The 22,923-nt window shown below is 65.4% G+C and carries 23 protein-coding genes; 14 read left to right on the top strand and 9 right to left on the bottom strand.

The genetic code is table 11. The features are described from left to right. Positions 1 to 15 precede the first annotated feature (15 nt). Positions 16 to 636: a membrane protein YczE gene (gene yczE, locus L0B83_RS17815; RefSeq protein ID WP_234759890.1), complete on the bottom strand. Its 621-nt coding sequence runs from the start codon at positions 634 to 636 to the stop codon at positions 16 to 18. A gap of 60 nt (positions 637 to 696) precedes the next feature. Between yczE and yczR the strand changes: the two genes are divergently transcribed. Then, positions 697 to 2,193 (top strand): MocR-like transcription factor YczR, encoded by a 1,497-nt coding sequence (yczR, locus tag L0B83_RS17810; protein WP_234759889.1) that lies wholly within the window; start codon positions 697 to 699, stop codon positions 2,191 to 2,193. Positions 2,194 to 2,205: 12 nt separating this feature from the next. Here the strand turns inward: yczR and L0B83_RS17805 are convergent, their stop codons facing one another. After that, the gene (locus L0B83_RS17805; protein ID WP_234759888.1) at positions 2,206 to 2,898 is read right to left on the bottom strand and encodes an SRPBCC family protein; all 693 of its coding nucleotides are present in this window, start codon (positions 2,896 to 2,898) and stop codon (positions 2,206 to 2,208) included. Beyond that, positions 2,891 to 3,523 (bottom strand): ArsR/SmtB family transcription factor, encoded by a 633-nt coding sequence (locus L0B83_RS17800; protein ID WP_234759887.1) that lies wholly within the window; start codon positions 3,521 to 3,523, stop codon positions 2,891 to 2,893. Before L0B83_RS17800 ends, L0B83_RS17805 begins: the two co-directional genes overlap by 8 nt. A gap of 164 nt (positions 3,524 to 3,687) precedes the next feature. Here L0B83_RS17800 and L0B83_RS17795 point away from each other — a divergent pair, with 164 nt between their 5' ends. Together L0B83_RS17795 and L0B83_RS17790 are read left to right on the top strand one after the other, a co-directional pair. Beyond that, positions 3,688 to 4,635, top strand: coding sequence for an RluA family pseudouridine synthase (locus L0B83_RS17795; protein WP_234759914.1), 948 nt, complete (start codon positions 3,688 to 3,690; stop codon positions 4,633 to 4,635). Between the two features lie 326 nt (positions 4,636 to 4,961). Then, the gene (locus L0B83_RS17790) at positions 4,962 to 5,402 is read left to right on the top strand and encodes an SRPBCC family protein (protein ID WP_234759886.1); all 441 of its coding nucleotides are present in this window, start codon (positions 4,962 to 4,964) and stop codon (positions 5,400 to 5,402) included. 14 nt (positions 5,403 to 5,416) lie between these two features. Here the strand turns inward: L0B83_RS17790 and L0B83_RS17785 are convergent, their stop codons facing one another. Continuing rightward, entirely contained in the window at positions 5,417 to 5,932 is a 516-nt protein-coding gene (locus L0B83_RS17785) for an O-acetyl-ADP-ribose deacetylase (protein WP_234759885.1), read from the bottom strand. 57 nt (positions 5,933 to 5,989) lie between these two features. On the opposite strand from L0B83_RS17785, the gene L0B83_RS17780 reads away from it, so the two are divergent. Then, positions 5,990 to 6,613, top strand: coding sequence for a DedA family protein (locus L0B83_RS17780; RefSeq protein WP_234759884.1), 624 nt, complete (start codon positions 5,990 to 5,992; stop codon positions 6,611 to 6,613). Between the two features lie 19 nt (positions 6,614 to 6,632). Here the strand turns inward: L0B83_RS17780 and L0B83_RS17775 are convergent, their stop codons facing one another. Together L0B83_RS17775 and ppc are read right to left on the bottom strand one after the other, a co-directional pair. Then, positions 6,633 to 6,938, bottom strand: a complete 306-nt coding sequence (locus tag L0B83_RS17775) for a hypothetical protein (protein WP_234759883.1) — start codon at positions 6,936 to 6,938, stop codon at positions 6,633 to 6,635. 16 nt (positions 6,939 to 6,954) lie between these two features. After that, positions 6,955 to 9,753 carry a phosphoenolpyruvate carboxylase gene (gene ppc, locus L0B83_RS17770; RefSeq protein ID WP_234759882.1) on the bottom strand — a complete coding sequence of 933 codons (2,799 nt, stop codon included), beginning with the start codon at positions 9,751 to 9,753 and terminating at the stop codon, positions 6,955 to 6,957. 209 nt (positions 9,754 to 9,962) lie between these two features. On the opposite strand from ppc, the gene L0B83_RS17765 reads away from it, so the two are divergent. Then, positions 9,963 to 10,799 carry a DUF1684 domain-containing protein gene (locus tag L0B83_RS17765; RefSeq protein WP_234759881.1) on the top strand — a complete coding sequence of 279 codons (837 nt, stop codon included), beginning with the start codon at positions 9,963 to 9,965 and terminating at the stop codon, positions 10,797 to 10,799. Between the two features lie 4 nt (positions 10,800 to 10,803). Here the strand turns inward: L0B83_RS17765 and L0B83_RS17760 are convergent, their stop codons facing one another. Together L0B83_RS17760 and L0B83_RS17755 are read right to left on the bottom strand one after the other, a co-directional pair. Further along, positions 10,804 to 12,066, bottom strand: coding sequence for an acyl-CoA dehydrogenase family protein (locus tag L0B83_RS17760; RefSeq protein WP_234759880.1), 1,263 nt, complete (start codon positions 12,064 to 12,066; stop codon positions 10,804 to 10,806). Further along, positions 12,063 to 12,854 carry an SDR family NAD(P)-dependent oxidoreductase gene (locus L0B83_RS17755; protein ID WP_234759879.1) on the bottom strand — a complete coding sequence of 264 codons (792 nt, stop codon included), beginning with the start codon at positions 12,852 to 12,854 and terminating at the stop codon, positions 12,063 to 12,065. Before L0B83_RS17755 ends, L0B83_RS17760 begins: the two co-directional genes overlap by 4 nt. Before the next feature lie 110 nt (positions 12,855 to 12,964). Here L0B83_RS17755 and L0B83_RS17750 point away from each other — a divergent pair, with 110 nt between their 5' ends. Then, complete coding sequence (locus L0B83_RS17750) at positions 12,965 to 14,146, top strand: glycoside hydrolase family 76 protein (protein WP_234759878.1); 1,182 nt, start codon at positions 12,965 to 12,967, stop codon at positions 14,144 to 14,146. Between the two features lie 46 nt (positions 14,147 to 14,192). Beyond that, entirely contained in the window at positions 14,193 to 14,702 is a 510-nt protein-coding gene (locus tag L0B83_RS17745) for a hypothetical protein (RefSeq protein WP_234759877.1), read from the top strand. Positions 14,703 to 14,709: 7 nt separating this feature from the next. Here the strand turns inward: L0B83_RS17745 and L0B83_RS17740 are convergent, their stop codons facing one another. Then, positions 14,710 to 15,312, bottom strand: a complete 603-nt coding sequence (locus L0B83_RS17740; RefSeq protein ID WP_234759876.1) for a YdeI/OmpD-associated family protein — start codon at positions 15,310 to 15,312, stop codon at positions 14,710 to 14,712. Between the two features lie 60 nt (positions 15,313 to 15,372). Here L0B83_RS17740 and L0B83_RS17735 point away from each other — a divergent pair, with 60 nt between their 5' ends. The 7 genes from L0B83_RS17735 (at position 15,373) to L0B83_RS17705 (ending at position 22,813) form a co-directional block, all read left to right on the top strand. Then, complete coding sequence (locus tag L0B83_RS17735) at positions 15,373 to 16,176, top strand: VOC family protein (protein WP_234759875.1); 804 nt, start codon at positions 15,373 to 15,375, stop codon at positions 16,174 to 16,176. 932 nt (positions 16,177 to 17,108) lie between these two features. Beyond that, positions 17,109 to 17,648 carry an NUDIX hydrolase family protein gene (locus tag L0B83_RS17730; protein WP_234759874.1) on the top strand — a complete coding sequence of 180 codons (540 nt, stop codon included), beginning with the start codon at positions 17,109 to 17,111 and terminating at the stop codon, positions 17,646 to 17,648. Positions 17,649 to 17,749: 101 nt separating this feature from the next. Then, positions 17,750 to 18,700 carry a DUF6707 family protein gene (locus L0B83_RS17725; protein ID WP_234759873.1) on the top strand — a complete coding sequence of 317 codons (951 nt, stop codon included), beginning with the start codon at positions 17,750 to 17,752 and terminating at the stop codon, positions 18,698 to 18,700. 61 nt (positions 18,701 to 18,761) lie between these two features. Beyond that, the gene (locus tag L0B83_RS17720; protein ID WP_234759872.1) at positions 18,762 to 19,487 is read left to right on the top strand and encodes an SRPBCC family protein; all 726 of its coding nucleotides are present in this window, start codon (positions 18,762 to 18,764) and stop codon (positions 19,485 to 19,487) included. 33 nt (positions 19,488 to 19,520) lie between these two features. Next, positions 19,521 to 20,834: a tRNA guanosine(34) transglycosylase Tgt gene (tgt, locus tag L0B83_RS17715; protein ID WP_234759871.1), complete on the top strand. Its 1,314-nt coding sequence runs from the start codon at positions 19,521 to 19,523 to the stop codon at positions 20,832 to 20,834. A 147-nt stretch (positions 20,835 to 20,981) separates the two neighbouring features. Next, complete coding sequence (locus tag L0B83_RS17710) at positions 20,982 to 21,911, top strand: type IV toxin-antitoxin system AbiEi family antitoxin domain-containing protein (protein WP_234759870.1); 930 nt, start codon at positions 20,982 to 20,984, stop codon at positions 21,909 to 21,911. Between the two features lie 185 nt (positions 21,912 to 22,096). Then, positions 22,097 to 22,813 carry a queuosine precursor transporter gene (locus L0B83_RS17705; RefSeq protein ID WP_372461215.1) on the top strand — a complete coding sequence of 239 codons (717 nt, stop codon included), beginning with the start codon at positions 22,097 to 22,099 and terminating at the stop codon, positions 22,811 to 22,813. Positions 22,814 to 22,923: the final 110 nt, after the last annotated feature.

Here is a 22,923-nt window from a genome sequence, read left to right as displayed (position 1 = left end):
CAGGAAGAATCGGTGTCACGGAGCGGCCGGCACCGCCTCGGAAGCAGCCTGGGAAGCCCTCGCCGGAACCGTGAACAGGGGCAGCAAGAGCTGAACCAGCGGACCGATGGCCAAGGCGTAGACAACGGTTCCCACACCAACGGATCCGCCCAGCAGCCAACCCACACCGAGCACAACAACCTCGATCAAAGTCCGGGACAAACGCACCGACCACCCGGTGCGGCGAGCAAGACCAGTCATGAGCCCGTCGCGGGCGCCCGGGCCAAGGCGCGCGCCGATGTAGCAAGCCGAGGCGATGCCGTTGAGCACCACGGCGCCGGCGAGCATGGCGATCTGGCCACCCAGGTGCGAGAACGCAGGGATCAGGGCCAGGCCTACATCCGCGAAGACACCCACCAAAACTGCGTTGGCGAGGGTTCCGAAGCCGGGCATCTGCCGCAACGGGATCCAGAGGAGCAGGACCAGGAAGCTGACCACCACGACGACCGTGCCGATGCTCCACCCGATCTTCGTCGCCACGCCTTGGTGGAAAACATCCCAAGGGTCCAGGCCAAGGCCGGCCCGGATGAAGATGGCCAGGGAGAGCCCATACAACGCGAGGCCAATCAGGAGCTGGGTGATTCTGCGAGTCATCATGAAACCATGCTCGCCGAAAACTGGCATTGCTTTCCATAGCCAGTTTGCAATACTGGTCTTATGCCCGGATCCCTTAACCCCTCGGCCATGGTCCGTCTCCTCGGCCCATGGAACGCTGGCACCGCTCCCGCCTATCGCGAGCTTGCCGACGTCGTGCGCCTTCTGGTGATGGACGGGCGGATCCCGCTCGATGTCGCGCTGCCCAGTGAGCGGGCGCTTGCCGTCGCACTGGGCGTCAGCCGGACCACCGTCACCGCCGCTTACGCCAGCCTGCGCGAACAGGGATTCCTCAGCGGTGGCCAGGGCAGCCGCGGCCGCACGGGGATTCCGCACCGGGCGGTTCCGGTCAGCGGACCGGGCCTGGCCGTTCCGGAGGGGATCCTCGACCTCGCCTATGCTTCATTGCCGGCCACGGGCGAGGTGGTGCACCGGGCATTCGCTGATGCGTTGATTGACCTGCCGGCACTGTTGCCCGGTTTTGGCTACGACGCGGTCGGCCTCCCGCCCCTCCGGGAAGCCATCGCGGAGCGCTACACGGCGGCCGGCATACCCACCACGGCCGCGCAGATACTGGTGACCTCCGGTGCCCAGCACGCGTTGAACATCATCCTGAAGACACTCGCCGGGCGCCAACAGAAGGTCCTCGTGGAGCACCCCAGCTACCCCAATGCCCTCGACGCAATCCGGGCTTCGGGCTCCCGCACAGTTCCGGTGCCGATGCCGCCTGCCGCGGGGCCGACGTCGGGCGGTGGCACGGCGCCGGCCGCGGAGCCGACGGCGGGCGGCTGGGATATCGACGGCATGGTGGCGGCGATGCGCCACCAACGCCCGGCCATGGCGTACATCGTTCCGGACTTCCACAACCCCACAGGGCGGATCATGTCCAACCTCCAGCGCCGCCGCCTGGTCCGCGAGGCGGCGGGGACGGGAACTGTCCTGGTGGTCGATGAAACGCTGCGGGAGCTGAACCTCGACGGCGTCAACACCTCACCGCTCGCGGCGTTCAGTCCGGCCGTGGTGACCATCGGCTCGCTCAGCAAATCGCACTGGGCTGGGCTCCGGACCGGGTGGATCCGCGCCGAAGAGGACCTGATCAGCCGCTTCGTGCAGGTCCGGACTACGATGGACTTGGGCGGGCCCGTCGTCGAGCAATTGGCCGCCGCCCGGTTGCTCAGGGCCTTCGCCGAACCGCTGGACGCCAGGCTTGCGAAGCTGCGGCGGAACCGGGAAGCGCTCCTCGGACTACTGGCCGAACATTTGCCCGAGTGGAACGTGGAACGTCCGAGCGGCGGGCTGACGGCATGGTGCAGGTTGCCGACGCCGTCGAGTACCGCGCTCACTGTCGTCGCCCCGGATTTCGGCCTGCGGCTGGCGGCCGGGCCGCGCTTCGGCGTGGGCGGAGCTTTCGAACACTTCATGCGCGTCCCGTACACGCTCGCGCCGGCCCAGCTCGAAACGGCGGTGCTTGCATTGCGCGATGCCCAAGCGCGGATCGACGCGTCGCCGCAGCTCCGAACGACCTTGAAGGCTCCCAAGGAACCCGCCGCAGTCGCGTAGCGCGTCGCGGGTTTAGGCGTACACCTTCTCCAGGAACGCACCCCAGGCCTTGGCGGTCAGCTCGGAATCGCCGCTACCGCTGAAATCGTGCACGGTCATGCCCACCGGGGCACCGAAGGAATTGCGGCCGAAGAAGCGGTACATGGCATCAGCCGTTCGCAGGCCCAGGAAGTGCTGGTTGGAGAAGTCGAGTTCCCCGCTCAGCCGCCCCACGCCGTCGACGTCCACCTCAACAGGGGACCCCTGCGCAACGCCATCCACACCGAGGGCCTTCTTCAGCTGTATAAACCCCTCGGGGGTCTGCGAGGCGGCAGGTCCCTGGATGTCCGTGAAGATCACGGGCTTACCGTCAAAGTACCGGAGGTACTGGCCCAGGGTGTGCAAGTAGAACTCGGTGTGCTTGCTGGCGCCGTCGTACTGTTCGTCCCAGTTGTCAGCAAAAATGCCGCTGTGGACATAGTGCAGTTTGGCCCGGCCGCCGTCGAGCGGTTCCAGGACGTGCTCCAGCTGGTTGAACCAGCCGTCGGGCCCCTCCATCCGGGACACGAGGTGATTGGGGTATTCCTCCACGGTGTTCACCGCCGGCCATTGATCGGTGGGGAACATCCAAGCCGAAGTGTCTTTCGTAACCGCCTGCCAGACCCGTTCAGGTGTGCCGGGCAGTTCGGTGTCGGCGACGATTTTGAATTCACGGTTGTCAGTCATTGTCCTGTTCCTTTTCTGGAGAGTGCGGTTTGCTTGCCTTGAGTGCGGGGTGGAGTACGACGACGAGCCTGTGCTTGCGTGCGCCGCCCGCCGCCGCGCTGGCTCCACCGTCGTGGTATTTGTCGACGAGCCGGGTCACCGCGACGCCGAGTTCCTCGGCAAAAGCGGCACGGTCCGACGCCGAGCGAAAGGTAATTTCGCCGTCGATCGCGAAGCTGGCTAGTTTCTTCTTGGCCGCGGCCGCCCCCGCGATCAGTTTGCCCATCTCCTGGACCGTCCGGGCGGCGAGCGCCAGGAGCCAGAAGGCGGAAAAGCGGTCCGCGAAGCGTCGCGGATCCGGTGCCACGGACGCGAGTGCCACGGGCGAGATCAGGTACGACGCCGCCGTCGCGCGCACAACGCGTTCGGTGACGTTGCCCTTCTTCCGCTCCTCCACAAGCTCGACGAGCCCATGCCGCTCAAGGGCCTTGAGATGGTAATTGACCTTCTGCCGGGGCAGGCCCACTTTGACGGATAACTGCGTGGCAGAACCGGGCTCGGCCAGCTCCTGCAGGATGCGGGTCCGGATCGGGTCCAGCGACGCTTCCGCCGCGGCGGGGTCCTCGATCACTTCGATGTCCAACATGCTTCCATTGTGCTCACCGACAACTTTTCTTGTCAATAAGTTTTTTCTTGTCCGTTGGCCATTTAGACGGCTCCCTGCAGGCTAGGTGCTTTCGGACGTCGAGCGTGCAGGGAACCGTCGAAACGGGCGGGGAGCCAGGTCGCCCCCGGTAGAATGGACCGGTGATGCAATCCCCCCTGCCCGTGCGCGACGGCGTGAACGCCACCCGCCTGCGCCTCCCGGACGAGGGGCCGTGGGACACCGCCATGGACTACATGATGCACCGTTGGGGCCATATCGACCCCCAGGGAATCGAGGACAGGTTCGACGCCGGCGAGATCGTGGGCGAGGGCGGCGCGCCGCTCGATCGGACCACCCGGCTCGAAGAACACACCTTCATTTGGTACTACCGCACGCTCCCGCCCGAGACGCGAATGCCCGTGGAGATCAACATCCTGCACCAGGACGAGCACCTTCTCGTGGTCGACAAGCCCCATTTCCTGCCCACCACGCCCGGCGGAACCTACATCCAGGAGTCGGCGCTGGTCCGGCTCCGGAACCAGCTGGACCTGCCGGACCTCATCCCGATGCACCGGCTCGACCGCATGACGGCCGGGGTGCTGCTGTTCTCCACCAACCCGCAGACGCGCGGCAAGTACCAGGTGCTCTTCGAGAAGCGGCAAGTGCAGAAGGAGTACGAGTGCGTCTCGGCCGCGGCACCTGCCGATGGCTATGCCGGCGTCGAGTTCCCCGCCGTCGTCCGCAACCGGATGACGAAGTCCCGCAGCTACCTCCTCGCCGAAGTCGTCGACGGCGAACCGAACACCGAGACGCGCATCGAGTTGCTGAGAACGTTCGACGGCGGCGCTGACGACGGCGGCGCAGCTCGCCGGGCGCTCTACCGGCTTGAGCCGCACACCGGCAAGACCCACCAACTCCGGGTGCACATGGCGTCGCTCGGGCTGGGGATAGTCAACGACGCCTTCTACCCCAAACTCCTGGACAAGGCCCCGGACGACTATTCCAAACCGCTGCAGTTGCTGGCTCGCGGCATCCGTTTCGTCGACCCCATCACCAAGCAAGCCGTGGAATACCGGAGCCGCCTCGAGCTGAGCGAAGCCCGCCCCGCCTAACGCCCACACACATCAGGCACCCTCCCCCAGACGCCCACTCACATAAAACCGGCATCCCCCAGACGCCCACTCACATAAAACCGGCATCCCGTCCAACACCCCCACACCTGACCGGGCATCCCGTCCAACACCCCCACAACTGACCGGGCATCCCGTCCAACACCCCCACAACTGACCGGGCGTCACAGCAAACACCCCCAGAAGTGACCGGGCGTCACAGCAAACACCCCCAGAAGTGACCGGGCGTCGGGGAGGGTTGGACGTATATGCTCAGTCTTGCCGGCCCGATAACCGCGGGCGGTGTTCGGTCTTGCGAAAGGAACCACATGGCCCACGCTGAAAACGAAGTCTCGATCAACCGCCCCGCAAATGTCGTCTACGCCTTCCTGGCGGACGGGCTGAACACTAAGCGGTGGCGTCCGGCGGTGAAGACTGTCGCCCTCGCAAGCGGAGAAGCCGGCAGCAAGGGTGCCGTGTACTCGCAAACAATGGCCGGTCCCGGCGGCCGCACGATCGCCGGCGACTACGAGATCGTCGAAGCCCAACCAGGCAAACGTCTCGATTTCCAGGTCATTGCGGGCCCCGCCCGACCGACCGGATCCTTCACGCTGCACGAGACCGACGGTGCCACCACTGTCCGGTTTGCCCTGGATCTCCAGCCCAAGGGTTTCATGAAGCTCATGGGGCCGATGATCACGAAGACCATGGAGTCCGAAGTCGGACAGCTTGGGGAGCTTAAAGCCATTCTTGAAAGGGACCTGGCCTAACGGGCAAGAGTCCGCTAAACCCCGAATACGCTCCGGAATACTTCCGTCGTCTCCGCGCTGAACAGCACGAATTCGACGAGTTCCAGCCCAGCGGAGACGTCGGGCCGGCGGACGACGTCGAGCGCTATCGTGGCGACCTCGCGCGCGTCCCAGCCGTAAATGCCCGCACTGATCGCGGGAAAGGCGACAGAACGCGCTCCGAGGGACGCTGCCACTTTCAGGCTCTCGCGGAAACACGATGCCAGCAGTTCCGGATCGGTCTGGCCAGCGTGCCGGTTGGGGCCGACCGTGTGGATCACCCACCTGGCAGGCAAGTTGAATCCCGGCGTGGCCACCGCCTGCCCTACCGGCAAACCGTCCGGCAACGAGTTCCGGCGAAGCTCCCTGCAAGCGTCCAGAAGTTCCGGACCCGCGGCGCGATGGATCGCGCCGTCCACTCCCCCGCCGCCCATCAAAGACGAGTTGGCGGCGTTGACGATCGCGTCGACGTCGCGCGTGGTGATGTCCCCTTGCAGAATTTCGAGCCGCATTGCGCCAGTCTTGCACTACACTCCGGCGGATGCACCAAAGTGGGGTAATTTGTGCCCATGGACATCACCGCCGCCGATGGCTGGGGAGCCGCGATCTATGCCTGGATCATCCCCATGGTGGTGGGCGATGCCTTCTTCCCGCCCATCCCCTCCGAGATGCTGGTGATCACGGGTGGCGCCTTGGCAGCCGAGGGCCGGGTCAACCCGTGGCTCGTGGGTTTGCTGGCCGCCGTCGGCTCCTGGGTGGGCGACCTTCTGGTGTTCCAGCTCTTCAAGCGACGCCTGAGCCACATCTTGGACCGCTGGGCGTGGGGCCGCAAGGTCCATCAAGGCATCCACCGGGCCATCGCCAAGGCCGGACGTTCCTCCACCTACGGCGCGATCATCGGCGCCCGGTTCATCCCGGCCGGGCGGCTTGCTTCCTCGGCCGCAGCCGGGATCGCCGAGGTTTCCACCCGCGGTTTCAGCCTGTGCGCTGGTTTGGGTGGGCTGCTGTGGGCCACGTGGCAAGCGGGGCTCGGTTACTTTGCCGGCTCGACGACGGGGCTTCCGTTCTGGGCAAGCTCACTCATCGGCGCCGGCGTGGGGCTGCTGATCGGCGTCGTGGTGGGCGTGATCGTCACGCGTCGTCGGGGCGACCGTTCGCCGGTGGACGAGCCGGGCGAGCCGCCGCACCTTTAAGCGCGTCCCGCCGTCGGACTCAAACCGGCGACCATTTCCCCCGTTTGCGGCGCAGCACGTATAGGTTCCCTGTGAGCGCGACGCGTTCGACGGCGTCGCGCATCATGGCTGCCGACGCGCGGGCCTCGCTGTTCTCACCAGGGTAGTCCCGGGCCTCCACCATGAATCGGAGGCTGATCTGGGGGACGCCGCCGACGATGTCCAACTGGTTGGACTCAACGTGGTGCCGCGTTTCCAGGGCTTCAATCGCGGCAGCCATGACCGACTCCGGTGGATTCCCTGGCTTGAGCCCGGTGATCTTCAACTTGGTCTGGAACGAGGGCATCCCTCAACCCTAGTAGCTACCCCGTGTTGCGGAGGCCGGCGGCCACTCCGTTGACGGTGATGAGCATGGCCCGCTGGAGCCGTTCGTCGATCTCGGCGCCGGAAATGGACGCTTCGCGGACGCGGCGCAGCAGCTCCACCTGCAAATAGCTGATGGGGTCCAGGTACTGGTCGCGGATTTCGAGGGACCGCTTGAGGGTCGGCTGGGCTTCCAGGAGCTCGGTCTCGCCGCTCAGGAGTTCCACCTCGGCAACGGTGAGGTCGTATTCCGTGCGGATTGCCTTGAACAGGTGGTGCAGCTCGTTCGGAACGAGGGACGACACGTAGTGCCCGGCGATGTCCATGTCCGTCTTGGCGAGGGTCATCTCCACGTTGGAAATGACGGACTGGAAGAAGTGCCAGCGCTTCATCATCTCGGCGAGTTCGGCGGTGTGGCCGGCCTCGCGGGCTGCCTTCAGCCCTGAGCCCACGCCGAACCAACCGGGAACGATCTGCCGCGATTGGGTCCAGCCGAAGACCCACGGAATGGCGCGCAACCCGCCCAGCCCGGCACCGGAATCCGGCCGTTTGGAGGGACGGGATCCGATGTTCAGGGAGCCAAGCTGCTCCACCGGCGTCGAAGCCATGAAGTACGCGGGCAGATCGGGATCATCGATCAGCGAACGGTATTGGGCGAAGGCCGCGTCGGAGATGATCTCCATGACCTGGCCATACCGTTCGCGCTCATCGTCGGAAGTGCGCGGGTCGCGGTGCAGCGCGGAACCCTGCATCACCGCAGCCAGGGACAGCTCGAGGTTCTCGCGGGCAAGCTCCGGCAGGGAGTACTTGTCCGAAATGACTTCGCCTTGCTCGGTGAACTTGATGGCGCCTTCAAGCACGCCGTTCGGCTGGGCCATGATGGCGTCGTAGGTTGGTCCGCCACCCCGGCCGACGGAACCGCCGCGGCCGTGGAACAAACGGACGTTGACGCCGTGTTTCGCGGCGACGTCGCGCAGCTTTCGCTGGGTCTTGTGGATCTCCCACTGGCTGGTCATGACGCCGGATTCCTTGTTGGAGTCCGAGTATCCCAGCATGATTTCCTGGACATCGCCACGCAGCCGGACCAGTGCACGATAGGACGGATCCGAGAGCAGCAGGTCAACGATTTCGGCCGAGGCCCGCAGCTCCTCGACGGTCTCCAGGAGCGGGGCGAAGCCGATCTTGGCATACGGGGCCGCTCCGAAGAGCTCGATGAGCCCGGCTTCGCGGGCCAGCACCGCTGCGGCCAGGACGTCGTCGGCGCCCCGCGTCATGGAGATGATGTAGGTTTCGACGACGTCGGGCCCGTACGTCTGGATGGCGTGGCGGATGCTGCGGAAGACGTCGTAGGTGCGGTCGCCGTCGCCATCGAGCTTGATGGGGTGGCCGGACAACGGGCGGCGCGAAGCCAGCTCCTCGCTGAGCCGCTTGAAGCGCTCGGCGCGGCTCAACTCGCCGTAGGGAGTTCCGACGCCGATCCGGTCCACCAGCTGCCCGACGGCGTCGTGGTGGTAGTCGGCGTGTTCGCGGATGTCTAGGGTGGCCAGGTGCAGCCCGAAGGAAGCGATGGCGCGGCGGACGCGGGCCAGGGCGCCGTTGGCCACGAGCACGGCCGAGTGCTTCCGCAACGAAGTCTCCAACAGGTCGAGCTCTGACAAGAGCTCCGAGGTGGATGCGTAGTCGCGGCCGGGTTCGTGATGGCTGGACGCGGACACGCGGCGGCCCGTATTGAGGAGCTTGGCCTTGATACAGGTCAGTTTGAGGCGGTACGGCTCCTGCGCGTTCAGCTCCAGGATGCGCTTGTCCAGGCCGGGCAGGTTCTTGAGGTCGACGTCGATCGAGTCCAGGAGGTCCTTTTCCGCGTCCACCAAGGCAGTGGAGTTGGAGAGGACGGAAATCAGCTCGTCGATCATCGAGATGCTGATCCGCACAGCATGCTGGTTTTGCAGCTGCAAGATCTCGCGGGTGACCGAGGGTGTGACGTTCGGGTTGCCGTCGCGGTCTCCGCCGATCCAGGAACCGAAGCGGACGGGGGCGTTGTGGGAGGGCAGCACGACGCCTTGTTCGCCGAGCAGCTCGGAAAGGTCCGTGAGCATTTCCGGCATGGCGTCGGTCAGAATGCTGCTCAGGTAATAGATGGCGTTGCGGGCTTCGTCCACGGGGGTCGGGCGGACTTGGCGGAGTTCGTCGGTCTGCCACATCTGGTCGATGATCTCGGCGAGCTGGCGGTCCTGCCGGCGGCGGGCGGCCGTGCCTTCAGGGGTGGATTCCGCCAGGACGTCGGAGAGCTTGCGGATCTTGTCCAGCACCGAACGGCGGGAGGCTTCGGTGGGGTGCGCGGTGAAAATAGGACGAACGTCCAGCCCATTGACCACATCCTGCAGGGCTTTGGTCCCGGCCTCTTCGGCGATCTCGGCCACGGCTTTGGCCAACCAGCCGTCCTTTTCCTTCCGGGTGCGGAGCGTACGGACCCGGTGCACCTGTTCGGCGGCGTTGGCGAGGTGGAAGTAGAACGCGAAGGCGCGGACCAGTTCGGTGGCTTCCTCAAGGGGCAGGGAGGCGAGCAATTCGCGGACCTGGGCGACGACGTCGTGCGCGCTCCAGGGGCCAGTAGCGTCGGCGCCGCCGCGCGCGGCTTCCTTGGATTCCTTGGTGAGCAGGCGCACCTGTTCCACAAGCCGGAGCAGCTCGGGGCCATGCTGGCGCACCAACGACTCTCCGAGAAGCGTGGAGACGCGGCGGACATCGGCCCGCAGTTCCGCGGCAAGGTCTGTGCTGAGATGTGCAGTGTCAACCATGAAAAATACCTTCTGGCGTTGGGTGTGGCCCGTACACTGCGCTGGATACTGTGAGCCGGATTACTGATATTTCCAAAGGAATCCTACCCGCAGCCATCAGCCGTGAGGCAACCCGTGTGCCATGTTGCAGCGCACCTGCCGGTTTGCCGGGAATGGCCGCGACGTGTGCATGGTTAAGCCAACGAACACCGCCCGAGCCTGGAGGAAAAATGAGCGCACCGGCCCCCGCAAGCAACGCCCAGCTGGAGCGCTGGCAGCGTTTCCGCAACGGACGCAACGCTGCCCTCGCCGCGGACCACGGCTGGCTGACCCTCACCTCCTTCCAGTGGCTCGAATCCACGCCCGCCGCCGTCGAACTCGTCCCGGGACTGTGGTCAACGGACGGTACGACGGCGACACTCACCGCGAGCGCGGCGGACGGACTCACGCTCGTGGAGACCGGAGCCCCGGTGGACGGCACCGTTTCGGCTACCCTCCAGGACGAGGAATCGCTCATGTGGGTGCAGTTCGGCGGCCCGGACGGCACGCAGGTGGTGGTGGAACTCGCGATGCGGGCGGACAAGTACGCGATCCGCACCAGGGACAACTCCTCGCCCGTACTAACGGAATTCGATGCCGTTCCCACCTTTGACTACAACCCGGACTGGGTGCTCGGGGGCCGCTTCGAGGCCTACCCTGAGCCCGTGGATGTGCCCATCGGAACAGCCAATCCCTTGGTGGACGGGGTGCACCGCTCCGTGGGCGAGGTGGTTTTCAGGGTTCCGGGCCTTCCCCACGAGGTCCGGCTGCACGCCGAGGAAGAGAAACTCGGAGCCCTCACCGTCACTTTCCACGACGAAACAAACGGCAACACCACGGACGAATGGCGCAAGCTGGCAGTCTCCCGCCCGAGGCCGGACGGCTCGGTAGTCCTGGACTTCAACCGCGCCATCAACTATCCGAGCGCCTTCACGCCATATGGCACCTGCCCCATGCCGGTGCCGGGAAACTCGATCGACGCAGCGGTCGAGGCCGGGGAGAAGCTGCCGGCAGGACGGATCGTCTAGGCCCTCAAACGATCGCGGAAACCCCTGTCACCGCCCGGCCCACGATGAGCGAGTTGATCTCGAACGATCCTTCGTAGGTGTAGATAGCCTCGGCGTCGGCAAAGATCTTGGCCATCCGGTGATCGGTCACGATGCCGTTTCCGCCGAGGATGGACCGGCCGATCGCTACGGTTTCGCGCATCCGGGCGCTGCAATAGGACTTTGCGAGTGCTACCTGGGCCATGTTGGCGCCCCTGTGCCGCACGCCGTTGCTGTCCGTGTACAGGTCTTCCTGCAGTTGGGCGATCCGGACCATCATGCCCATGCTTGCCACGGCATTGCCGAGCATGTCCACTAGTTGCTGCTGGATGAGCTGGAACTTCGCCAACGGGCGGCCGAACTGGGTGCGTTCGAGCGCGTACTGGCGGGCGACGTCGAAAGCCGCCAACTGCTGCCCGACGGCTTGCCAGGCGACCATGAGCCTCGAGCCGCGCAGCAGGTGGTTGGTGTCGGTGAAGCTGTTGATCCCTGCGAAGCGGTCCGCCTCCGCAATCCGGACGTCCTTGAGGACGATGTCGGCGTTTTGCACGGTGCGCAGGGCGATCTTGTTTTCGATCTTGGTGCGGGTCACGCCGGGCAGGGTTGCGTCCAGGATGAAGCCGCGTATGGCGCCGTCGGACTCGTCCTTGGCCCAGACCAGCATGTGGTCGCAGAACGTCCCGTTGCCGATCCAGCGCTTGGCGCCGTTCAGGACCCAGTAGTCACCGCCGTCGTCCGCTCCCCCGGCGACCCGCCGGGCCACCGTCTGCAGGCCGCCGGCCACGTCGGATCCGTGGTCCGGTTCGGTGAGCGCGAAAGCCCCGGTGGTCCGCAGGTTGGAGGCGTCATCGAGGTAGCGGTCCCGCTGTTCCTTGGACCCGAATTCGTAGAGCGCCTCGACGAAAAGGTCGTGGTGGACCATGAAGAACGTGGCGATGGAGGTGTCCACGCGGGTCATTTCCGCGATGACCAATCCCGCGAAAAGGTTGCTGTAGCCGCGGTGCGTGGGAGTGCTCAGGCGCAGGGCCGCGAGTTTGGGCAGGATGTGCGCGGGGAATTCGGCCTTATCCCACCAGTCTTTGGCGTTGGGGGCGATTTCCGTGGCCAGGAATTCGCGGAGCTCGTTGAGCTTGCGCTGCTCCTGCACGCTGAGGAGTGATTCGAATTCGAAAAAGTCCGCCCCGGGCAATGAGGGCGGCGGCGCAGCCGGGAATTCGACGGCGGCGGCCAGTTTGTGCGCCTGGCTCACTTTGGTGCCATCCGGATAGCACCGTCGAGGCGGATGGTTTCACCGTTCAGCATGGCATTTTCAACGATGTGCGCCACGAGGTTGGCGTACTCGGCGGGACGGCCAAGGCGGGCTGGGTGCGGTACTTGCTGGCCCAGCGAGATCTGTGCTTCGTGGGGCAGTGCAGCCAGCATCGGGGTCTCGAAGATCCCCGGTGCGATGGCCATGACCCGGACCAGCCAGCGGGCGAATTCACGGGCCAGGGGCAACGTCATCGCGGCCACGGCTCCCTTGGACGCGGCGTACGCAGGCTGACCGATCTGGCCGTCGAAGGCCGCCACGGAGGCTGTGTTGATGATGACTCCGCGTTCCTCGCCGCCGAGTTCGGTGGAAGCGGGTTCGTTCGCGGCCATCGCTGCGGCAGCCAGGCGGATCACATTGAAGGTACCCACGAGGTTGATCTGGACGACCCTGTTGAAGTTCTCGAGCGGCAGCACGCCGTCTTTGCCGAGCACCTTGCCCGGGGTTGCGACGCCGGCGCAGTTGACGAGGATCCGGAGCGGGCCCAGGGCGACGGCCGCGTCGACCGCTGCCTGCACCTGCTCTTCGTTCGTGACATCGGCGGCAACGAACACGGCCCTTCCGTCGGCCCGAGAGGCATTGAGTTCGGCAGCGAGGGACTCGCCCGCAGATGAGTGGAGGTCAAGCAGCACTACCGACGCTCCGGCGTCGAGCAGTCGCCTGGCGGTTGCCGCCCCCAACCCCGAAGCACCGCCGGTTATCAACGCAACTGCGCCCTTGATGTCCATCCATCCTCCTCGATGCAGAACCAAAATCCGTTAATGCATGTTAACTGAATCACTTTGATTGTGCACTGGGGAGGGGCTTGCGGCCAAGCGCGGAGCGTTAGGCTTTCACCATGTCCGTCCCCGACACCCGGCAGGCGGCCCCCGGAACGCCGGATTGGGCCGCGCGAGCCGGCCACGCCGCACGCTCGGTGACCCGCCATTTCGGACATCGCCTCCTTTTCCTTCCGGGAACCCACCTCGCTGCTTCGGTCCGGCCGTCCGGCGGGCTTCCGTTTCGGCCGTGGAACTACTGGTGGCAGGCGCACTACGTCGATTGCCTCGTGGACGCGGGGTTGCGCGAACTGGCCCCGGGATCCCGGTTCGACGGCGGTGATCGCCCGGGTGCCGGCCGGCTCGCTTCGCGGTTGGTCACCACCATTGGGCTACGTAACGGCCTGCGCTACGTCAACAACTACTACGACGACATGGCCTGGCTGGCCCTCGCTGTCCTGCGCCTGGATGCCTTGGCCGGGCGTGCCCGCACGCCGGGGCGCCGACGCAACGCATTCCTGCAGAGAACCCTGTCTCCGCAGTTCGAATCGGCCTCCACTGCTGACCTGGGCGGCGGCACGTTCTGGAGCACCAAACGCGATTTCAAGAACACCCCGGCCACGGCGCCTGTGGCCTTGTACTTCGCCCGGACCGGGAAGCGGGAACGGGCCCAAGGACTTCTGGACTGGCTCGACACCACGCTCTTCGACCCCGCGTTGGGCCTGTACCTTGATGGCGCCTGGCTCAAGGAAGGCAAGCTCGTCCTCGCTCAGGAGATCTACACCTACAACCAAGGCCCGGTGCTCGGCGCCTTGTTGGAACTCGGGGGCGACGCGAACCTCGCACGAGCGGCAGCGGTAGTGGGCTCGGTGGCGGAGCATCTGACCGTCCCCGGACCCGACGGCCCGCGGAGGCTGGTCCTGCGCGGCGAGGGCACCGGCGATCGTGGGCTGTTCACGGGGATCCTCGTCAGGTATCTGGCCCTTGCTGCCGGAGACGTGCGGTTGCCCGCACCCGCCCGCGCTACGGCCACGCAGCTTGTGCTCGACACCGCCGGGGCGCTGTGGGCGGGGCGGACTACCCGCGCCGGCGGTGCCAACTCCCGAAAGCACGACGATGGCTGGCTCGTCTTCTCGACGGAACCACAGCGTCCGGCGTCGGACACGTACCCGGACGGAACCGCCGTCGAACTCTCCACCCAACTGCAGGCATGGATGGCGCTGGAAGCCGCCGCACGCATCCGCGCGTCCGTTGCTGGGTGACGGGTGTGCACGTCAAAACGTCGGGGCCAGGACCTAGGCTTGGATCGTGAATCCATACCCGAGTCCTATGCCCGTGACCGTGGTCGGCGCGGCGCCGGAATGGTGGCAAATCGTTGGCGCGCTGAGCCCGCTCGCTGTCCTGGTCGCGGCGATTGTTGCCGCGGTGGTTGGCCTCCTCACGCTGCGGCAAAAGGCCCGGGCGGATGACAGATCAGAGTGGTGGCGCCGCGCTCAATGGGCGCTTGACGCATCGTTGTCCCGCAGCCGGTCCGAGGCCGAAATGGGCCAGAAGGCCATCGAAATTTTGGGACAAAGCGAGCTCGCGTCGCGGGAAGACCTGGCGCTCCTCAAGGTCGGGACCGAGGACGCGCTCCTGGCGGCCGCCAATGTGTCCGGCGCCCGCACGGTCGCGCCCTCCCCCAGTCCCGAGCCGGTGAGCGCCGAGGACCGCAAAGTGCAGATCGCCGCTGCAAAGGCCCGGGTCTTGCTCGACAGGCGGCTAGGCGAGGACACTCCTGCGTGGATCGTCGCTCTGTCCGCCGAGAGGCCCGGGTAGTTCCGGGTTACTCCGCCGCGGCAGGCTTTTTCTTCTGTGGATACGGAGTCTCGTGGCGTGCCAGCATCTCGACAAAACCAGCGATCTTCCTGGCCCGGGTTTCCGCCTTTTTCACGGAGTTGGTGCGGTAGATCAGGGCGAAGCGGTTGACCGCCGTCAGCACGTCGAACATCGCCTGGGCCTCGGGAACGGCGGCGATCGCGGCCGCGAGATCCTCGGGAACTTCCGCATCAGCCTGGCCCGCGTAGGCTGCGTCCCACCGACCGTCCGCCTTGGCACTTTCGACGGCTGCCCAACCGGCGGGGGTCATCTTGCCCTCGGCTTCGAGACGGGCGATGTGGCCCACGTTCCTTTTGGACCACGGGCTCTTGGGGCCGCGGCGGGTCATGCGCTGGAAGACGCTTTCGTCGTCGCGCCTTCTGCCTTGGCCGTCGATCCAGCCGAAACACAGGGCCTCATCCAAAGCGGCGGCGTAATCCAGTTCCGTGACGTTGCCGCCTTTCTTGTGCAGCACGAGCCACACGCCCGGGCTATCGGCGCCGTTCTTCTCGAGCCAGGACCGCCACTCGGCAGCATCTTTGACGATCAGTTCCTCAAGTTCAACAGCCATGGCCCCATTCTTGTGCCAGCTAGGCTATGGCGAAAGCCCACTGATTTCTGCGGAGTTTCCATGTTGCGTGTCCGACCCGTCCAGTTCACGTCCGACGTCGCCGGCTGGAAGCGCCTCCTTGGGGCGCTAGGCCTCGTATGCACCGAAGACCACGGCGGCCGGGTGGAATTCGACGCCGGCTCGGGCAGGGTGGCCTTGCGCAGTGCCGCACCTGGCGCGCCCGACGACGGAACTGTCGCGTTCGGCGTCGAGGTCGGGGACCTGGCGGAGTTCGCCCGACGTACTGTGGCGGACGGAACACGCGCCGAACTGTTCGACGCCGATCACGGCCAGGCCGTCCGCGTCACCGCCCGGGACGGCTTCACCTTCGTTGCCGATAAGGCGATCAGCCGCACGACCAGACCCGAGGCGGACCCGGGGCTCGCCGTCGTCGGGACCTGGCTGACCCCGGACGTGTCCGGGGCGGCGCAGGAACTGCGCAACATCGGTGCGCGTCCGCGGCATGCGTACACGGACCTCGCGGAGTTCAGCACGAAGAACGGCGGCATCCTGTCGGTCCGAAAGGCTCCTGCGACTGCCGCGGGAGGCCTCGCTTTCGAGTACGACGGCGACCTCGCGGCCCTGGAGGCCCGCCTCGCCGCCGCGGGACTTACCGCAGCCCTGGCCGCCGGGTCCGCAGCCTTGGCCACCGGGTCCGGCGGCGCCCGGTTCGGCCAGGTCCTCGACGCCTGGTCCGGCCCGGTCCTCGACGCCGGGTCCGGGTCCGCAGCCGGGTCCGCCGGGTCCGGGTCCGGCCAGGTCCTCACGGTCCAGGCCCCGGGCGGCGGAACCATCACGATCTCAAGCCGCGTCCCCGAAAAATAACTCCCCCACGGACGCGTACTCACGTATCGGCCAATATCTCCCGACCCCCTCTCACATATCGCCCCATATCCCCCAACCCCCTCTCACGTTTGGGGGTGTCCCGGGCCATCGCTCGTTCAGATCTTCTGACCGGGCGTCGCCCCATTCACCCCCAAACCTGACCGGGCGTCGCCCCATTCACCCCCAAACCTGACCGGGCGTCGCCCCATTCACCCCCAAACCTGACCGGGCGTCGCCCCATTCACCCCCAAACCTGACCGGGCGTCGCCCCATTCACCCCCAAACCTGACCGGGCGTCGCCCCATTCACCCCCAAACCTGACCGGGCGTCGCCCCATTCACCCCCAAACCTGACCGGGCGTCGCCCCATTCACCCCCAAACCTGACCGGGCGTCGCCCCATTCACCCCCAAACCTGACCGGGCGTCGCCCCATTCACCCCCAAACCTGACCGGGCGTCGCCCCATTCACCCCCAAACCTGACCGGGCGTCGCCCCATTCACCCCCAAACCTGACCGGGCGTCGCCCCATTCACCCCCAAACCTGACCGGGCGTCGCCCCATTCACCCCCAAACCTGACCGGGCGTCGCCCCATTCACCCCCAAACCTGACCGGGCGTCGCCCCATTCACCCCCAAACCTGACCGGGCGTCGCCCCATTCACCCCCAAACCTGACCGGGCGTCGCCCCATTCACCCCCAAACCTGACCGGGCGTCGCCCCATTCACCCCCAAACCTGACCGGGCGTCGCCCCATTCACCCCCAAACCTGACCGGGCGTCGCCCCATTCACCCCCAAACCTGACCGGGCGTCGCCCCATTCACCCCCAAACCTGACCGGGCGTCGCCCCATTCACCCCCAAACCTGACCGGGCGTCGGCCCGAGTCGCTGACGGGTACGGCATGGATCGGCATGGGATGGGGTAGAACTTAACCATGAGTGTTCGTACCCCTGACCCGTACTCCGGCTGGCTTTCCGATGAAGACCTCTTTGAAGCCCGCGGACGCCTCCCGATGGTTTACGTGGAGGCGGTTCCCGTTCGACTCGATCCGCTCGGATTCGTCAACGAGGTAGGTACCCTTCTGCAAGGCGACGCCGACGGCACCATGGTCCGCTCGTTCGTTTCCGGTCGCGTGCTGTACCGCGAAACCATCCGCGCGGCCCTGTTGCGGCACATGGAAAAGGACCTCGGGCCGCTCGCCTTCCCGCAACTGCCTGTCAGTCCTGTTCCGTTCACCGTGGCCGAATACTTCCCTGCACCGTCGCAGACCGGTTTCACGGACGACCGGCAACACGCCGTGTCGCTCGTCTATGTCATCCCCGTGACGGGCGAGTGCGAACCGCGCCAAGACGCCCTCGAGCTGACGTGGATGACGCCGCACGAAATCCTCAGCGACGACGTCCAGCAGGAATTCAGCGGCGGTCGCGGCAATCTGGTGCGCCAGGCCCTGGCTTTCGCCGGCGTCGGTCAGTAGCGCCGTCACCAACGGCAGCGCGGTCAGGAGCCGCCTCCCCGATTTGTTCGGCGGGTTTTATAGACTGTTGGGCGGACCCCAAGAGAACCAAAGGACTTCCGATGACTCACAGCCCGGCTGACCAGCAGTACCGTGAAAAGCAGGCTGGGGCCCTGCAAATCGGGGACTACCTGTACCTTCCCGGGGATGGTCCCGCGGAACAAATCACGCAAATCGAGCTGGAACACGACGATTTTGGCGTGCCCGCGCTCGTCGTGGTGACCACGCTGGACGGCGGAAACGTCCGGATCGCGGTTGGCTCCAGTGTCCCGGTGGGCGAAACGACTGCCGTCCCGGACGACGTCGACACGCCCGCGGAGGGGACTCCCGCCGTCGTCGTTCCTCCTTTGCCTGCAGTGGCACCGACCGTCAGCAGGTCGGCAGAGCCGGATCCTGCGCAGCTTGCCCTGATCCCCGAACCCACCGGTTCGCCCGAGAACGTGGTGGCCGCCGCTGCCGAGTCGCACCCGGGACGAACCGGCGTCGCGGTGCTCAGCGAACGCCTCGTGAAGGGCGTCAATACGAAGTCGGGAAGCTGCCTGCGGGACCTGAGCGACCTCGCCCACGAGCTTTTCATCGAACAGCGCGATGCTGACAACGCTCTCGCCGTAGCGGATATCCTCAATGTGCTCCCCTTCGACGGAAACCGCGACCGGTGGATGTCCGTTGAACGTTCCCTCGCACTGTCAAGCTTCATTTGCCGGGAACTCGGCCAAACTGAACGCGCGGAAGTCTATGATCAGCTTCTGCGGGCCCCGGACAGCGTGGAGACGGACCCGTTCAAGGCCCGCATCGCCGCCAAAGTCAGGCAGCGCGCGCTCAACGAACCCAACCTGTACGACAAGGAAATTTTCCGGTCCATCGACAACGGCAACCGCGATGCCGAGCGCGAATGGCGGCTGCTGCGGCTCGAAACCCTGTTGTTCCTTCGCTCGCACGGCGGCTCGCACACCCTTGGCGAGGCTGAACTCGATCACCGGATCGCGAACGAACTCGAGGCTGTGCGGGCCTAGGCGCTCCCGGAGGATTCCGCAAGCCCTGTCGTGTTGGCTTCAAGGGCGGTAGATTCGCCCCATGACGAACAATCTGAGCGTTGTTGTTAATGCCGACGCGCAGCAAGTTTGGAATTCGCTGCGCGAACCGTCGCTCGTAGCTCAGTGGCACGGCTGGGAGGCCGATGAGCTCGGCGACGAGATCAACCAAATCTACTTCAGCACCGACGTGGTCGAGAGCCCCGACCACACAAGCCTCACAGTGAACGGCGGCGACGTCTTCGAGCTCACCCCAGTCACCGGAGGCACCGAGGTCCGTGTCACACGTGCAGCCCTGGACCACGATTCCGAATGGGCTGCATGGGACGAGGACATCACCCAAGGCTGGTTGACGTTCCTGCACCAGCTGCGGTTCGCCTTGGAACACCATCCGCATGGTCACCGGCGCACGCATTTCGTTTCCCTGCCGGGCGGCAGTGGATCCGGCATCCAGAAACTCGGCCTGGCCGACGTCCCCGCGCCCGGGGAAGATTGCTCGCTGACGTTGCCCACGGGCGAAGAGATCTCCGGCAAGGTCTGGTTCCGCAGCAACCACCAAGTGGGCCTCACGGTGCGCAGTTACGCGGAACACGGTGACGGGCTGCTGATTGTGGCTGACCAGCCGGTGGTCCCGGAGAAACGGCCCGACGGCGGCACGATCGTCATCGTTTCGACCTACGACCTGGGCGCGGCCAGCCTGGACTCGATCCGCTCCCATTGGGACAGCTGGAAGGCTGAGAACTACCCCACAGAGGTGCATTCGCACTGACGATCCGGGCCGCCGGGCTGGCAGACTGTAACGGTGCCAGCCGATTCTTCCGTGCCCAACCCAGATCCTAGCTCCGCGTTCTCCTTCGAGGTGGGCACGAGGCTCAGCGAAACGCACTCGCCGTCGTCGGGTTCCTTGAACGACGACGGCGGCAACCGTCGCGACGGCGCTCCGCGCGGAGAGTTCCTGGGCAGAACCGGCACCATCACCACGCCGCACGGGCAGATCCAGACGCCGGCGTTCATCGCCGTCGGGACCAAAGCCACGGTCAAGGCCGTGCTGCCCGAATCCATGAAGGAACTCGGCGCGCAGGCTTTGTTGGCAAACGCCTACCACCTGTACCTGCAGCCGGGACCGGAGATCCTGGACGCGGCCGGGGGGCTCGGGGCCTTCATGAACTGGGACGGGCCCACTTTCACGGACTCGGGGGGATTCCAGGTGATGAGCCTGGGTTCGGGGTTCAAAAAGGTCATCGACATGACCTCCGTGGACGCCTCCGGGCCAGACGATGCAGTGGCGCCGGGCAAGGAACGGCTGGCGCATGTGGACGAGGACGGCGTCTGGTTCAAGTCGCACCTCAACGGGGACAGGCACCGGTTTTCGCCGGAGATTTCCATGCAGGTGCAGCACCAGATCGGCGCCGACATCATGTTCGCCTTCGATGAGCTGACCACGCTGCAGAACTCCCGCGCCTACCAGGAGGAGTCCTTGGAGCGGACGCGTCGCTGGGCCGAGCGCTGCGTGGTGGAACATGAGCGGCTGACTTTGGAGCGGGTGGGCAAGCCGTACCAGGCCCTCTTCGGCGTCATCCAGGGGGCACAGTACGAGGACCTTCGCCGCAAGGCCTGCCGGGATCTTGGCGGAATGCCGTTTGACGGCTTCGGCATAGGCGGAGCGTTGGAAAAGGAGAACCTCGGCACTATTGTGCGTTGGTGCAACGAGGAACTTCCCGAGAACAAGCCCCGGCACCTTCTGGGCATCTCCGAGCCGGACGACATCTTCACGGCCATCGAAAACGGCGCGGACACGTTCGATTGCGTATCCCCCACCCGGGTGGCCCGCAACTCGGCGTTCTACACTCCGTCGGGTCGGTTCAACCTCTCCGGGGCACGCTACAAGAAGGATTTCGGACCTTTGCAGGATGGTTGCGATTGCTACACCTGCGCCAATTATTCGCGCGCGTATATCCACCACCTGTACAAGGCGCACGAGATGGTCTCGGCCACGCTGATCTCCATCCACAACGAGCGATTCGTAGTGAAAATGGTGGACGATGCCCGCCTGGCCATCGAATCCGGGGACTTCTTCGAGTTCAAGGCCGAGACCCTGGGGCGGTACTATTCGTAGGCTGCCGGCGGGCGCGCCGGGTTCGCCGGAACGGTGCCCGTTCGCCGGAGCTTTCAGGCGATCCGGCGTCGTTCCGGCGAGCTCGGGTTTTCCACATGGGTGAACACTTGGCTTCCGTCGTTCGTGTCCGCTGGCGAGGCTGGATAAATGACGCTTTCCCGGCCACCTTCGCTTCCTGAGATGGGAAACCTTTGGCGCACCGATCAGCTCCACGCATACGGGCTCAATTCCCGTGCAATCCTGCGGCTGGTGCGCGATGGCAAGCTTGTGCGGCTACGATACGGCTGCTACATCCGCGGCGCGATCTGGAAGAAGCAATCCGAGTGGGTCCGCAGCAGGCAATTGATCTACGCACATGCGCATGGAACGCTCACGACGTCGGACGGAGACTTCGCATATAGCCACACCTCCGCAGCGCGGCTCCACCGCCTCTTCCTCTGGAATGTTGACGACCTCATCCACATCCTGCTGCGGGTCCGGCCGTCCAGCGAGCGCCTTGGCAAGGACGTCCGCGGACACACCAGGCCTTTCGACGAGACGGACATCGTGACAATCGGGAACTTGCGGGTCACGTCCTTGGAGCGGACAGTAACGGATTGCGCCATGCTGCTGAGCTACAAGCAGACGCTGGTGCTCATGGATCATGCACTCAGGCTTGGCGCCGATCGTGGGCTACTGCAGGCCATGGCTGACGCGCTGGATGGTCGACGCGGCGTCAGGAACCTTCGAAAAGCCCTGCTCAACGCCGATCCGCGATCCGAGTCGGCCGGCGAAACCTTGTGCCGCGAACTCAACTCGCGGCTAAACCTGCCTGTGCCTGAACCGCAAGTCAGGGTGCAGAGCCGGGCAGGTCGCCATCGACTCGACTTCGCCTGGCGGGAGGAAAAGGTCGCGTTGGAATTCGATGGCGAAACCAAGTACTTCGATTACAAGCCAACCGCCGAGGTGATCTTCGAGGAGCGACGCCGGGAGAAGGCCCTGATCGAGGACGGTTGGCGGTTCGTCCGTGTGGAGTGGAGGCACCTCTTTCGCGAGCAGGAATTCAAGAACCGGGTGCTGAATGCGCTCCGTCGGTAGGCCCGAATCGCCGGAACCGGCCCGGGTCGCCGGAAAGTTGCGGCGAGCCGGCACCGTTCCAGCGAGCTCGCGGCCGGGAACCGGCGATGCGAAAATGGGTGAGGTTCCGCGCATCGCGGGCGGAGCCACCGCCAGTGCTAATACAGCGGGGCGCCGTTTCAGTCCGGCCGCCTGCGCGAACCACTATGAACGGACAAGCGACGATGTCAGCATCAGAACCCCAGACCCTGAGTAAACCCGCGCCGCGTTTCGCATCGATAGGCTCCCCATACTTTGGCATCATGCTGGCATGCATGGCCGTCGTGCTGATCCTGTCGAATATTGGCGCTGCCAAGGGAGTCATCTTCGGTCCGATCATCACTGACGGCGGATTCTTCCTCTTTCCGCTCGCCTACATTCTTGGCGACGTCATGAGTGAGATCTACGGATTTAAGGTTGCCCGCAAGGCGATCATCACCTCGTTCGCACTGTCGGCGTTCGCCTCGCTCTGCTACTGGATCATCATCGCCCTGCCTGGTTTCAATAATGACTACGGCAACGCAAAGCAAGCAGCGATCGAGGGTGCGCTGGGGCCGGTTCCGCAGATCGTCCTGGCTTCGCTTCTCGAATTCCTCGCGGGCCAGACCATCAATTCGCTGATCCTGGTCAGGATGAAAGCCCGTTCGGGCGAGAAAACTCTCTGGGCGCGGCTCATGGGTTCATCCGGCGTGGGCGAATTTGTGGACACGCTCATCTTCTGCAGCATCGCGGCATCGGTCATCGGAATCACGGACTTCGGAAGCTTCGTCAACTACGTGCTCGTCGGATTCTTCTACAAAGTCGCAGTGCAGTACATCCTGGTGCCCGTGACGTCCTTGGTCATCGGCTGGATCAAGAAGCGCGAACCCAGTTACTGGGTGTGAGCCGGATACCAGCTGACACATCTGACCGGGCATCACGGGAAACCCCGCAACTTCTGACCGGGCGTCACGGGCGGGTTCAGGGGGTCGTTGCAACGCCTGAGTGCTGGGTG

This window comes from Arthrobacter alkaliphilus (assembly GCF_021483235.1).
GTDB classification, from domain to species: Bacteria; Actinomycetota; Actinomycetes; order Actinomycetales; family Micrococcaceae; genus Arthrobacter; species Arthrobacter alkaliphilus.
This window is presented reverse-complemented; position numbering and strand designations above follow the sequence as displayed.

Coding starts and splice junctions, on each gene's coding strand:
- yczR (WP_234759889.1), top strand. CDS start 697: ATGCCCGGATCCCTTAACCCCTCGGCCATGGTCCGTCTCCTCGGCCCA.
- L0B83_RS17750 (WP_234759878.1), top strand. CDS start 12,965: ATGTCCGTCCCCGACACCCGGCAGGCGGCCCCCGGAACGCCGGATTGG.
- L0B83_RS17705 (WP_372461215.1), top strand. CDS start 22,097: ATGAACGGACAAGCGACGATGTCAGCATCAGAACCCCAGACCCTGAGT.
- L0B83_RS17785 (WP_234759885.1), bottom strand. CDS start 5,932: ATGCGGCTCGAAATTCTGCAAGGGGACATCACCACGCGCGACGTCGAC.
- L0B83_RS17730 (WP_234759874.1), top strand. CDS start 17,109: ATGAGTGTTCGTACCCCTGACCCGTACTCCGGCTGGCTTTCCGATGAA.
- L0B83_RS17710 (WP_234759870.1), top strand. CDS start 20,982: ATGACGCTTTCCCGGCCACCTTCGCTTCCTGAGATGGGAAACCTTTGG.
- L0B83_RS17765 (WP_234759881.1), top strand. CDS start 9,963: ATGAGCGCACCGGCCCCCGCAAGCAACGCCCAGCTGGAGCGCTGGCAG.
- L0B83_RS17800 (WP_234759887.1), bottom strand. CDS start 3,523: ATGTTGGACATCGAAGTGATCGAGGACCCCGCCGCGGCGGAAGCGTCG.
- ppc (WP_234759882.1), bottom strand. CDS start 9,753: ATGGTTGACACTGCACATCTCAGCACAGACCTTGCCGCGGAACTGCGG.
- L0B83_RS17735 (WP_234759875.1), top strand. CDS start 15,373: ATGTTGCGTGTCCGACCCGTCCAGTTCACGTCCGACGTCGCCGGCTGG.
- L0B83_RS17755 (WP_234759879.1), bottom strand. CDS start 12,854: ATGGACATCAAGGGCGCAGTTGCGTTGATAACCGGCGGTGCTTCGGGG.
- L0B83_RS17780 (WP_234759884.1), top strand. CDS start 5,990: ATGGACATCACCGCCGCCGATGGCTGGGGAGCCGCGATCTATGCCTGG.
- L0B83_RS17775 (WP_234759883.1), bottom strand. CDS start 6,938: ATGCCCTCGTTCCAGACCAAGTTGAAGATCACCGGGCTCAAGCCAGGG.
- L0B83_RS17740 (WP_234759876.1), bottom strand. CDS start 15,312: ATGGCTGTTGAACTTGAGGAACTGATCGTCAAAGATGCTGCCGAGTGG.
- yczE (WP_234759890.1), bottom strand. CDS start 636: ATGATGACTCGCAGAATCACCCAGCTCCTGATTGGCCTCGCGTTGTAT.
- L0B83_RS17790 (WP_234759886.1), top strand. CDS start 4,962: ATGGCCCACGCTGAAAACGAAGTCTCGATCAACCGCCCCGCAAATGTC.
- L0B83_RS17795 (WP_234759914.1), top strand. CDS start 3,688: ATGCAATCCCCCCTGCCCGTGCGCGACGGCGTGAACGCCACCCGCCTG.
- L0B83_RS17720 (WP_234759872.1), top strand. CDS start 18,762: ATGACGAACAATCTGAGCGTTGTTGTTAATGCCGACGCGCAGCAAGTT.
- L0B83_RS17725 (WP_234759873.1), top strand. CDS start 17,750: ATGACTCACAGCCCGGCTGACCAGCAGTACCGTGAAAAGCAGGCTGGG.
- L0B83_RS17805 (WP_234759888.1), bottom strand. CDS start 2,898: ATGACTGACAACCGTGAATTCAAAATCGTCGCCGACACCGAACTGCCC.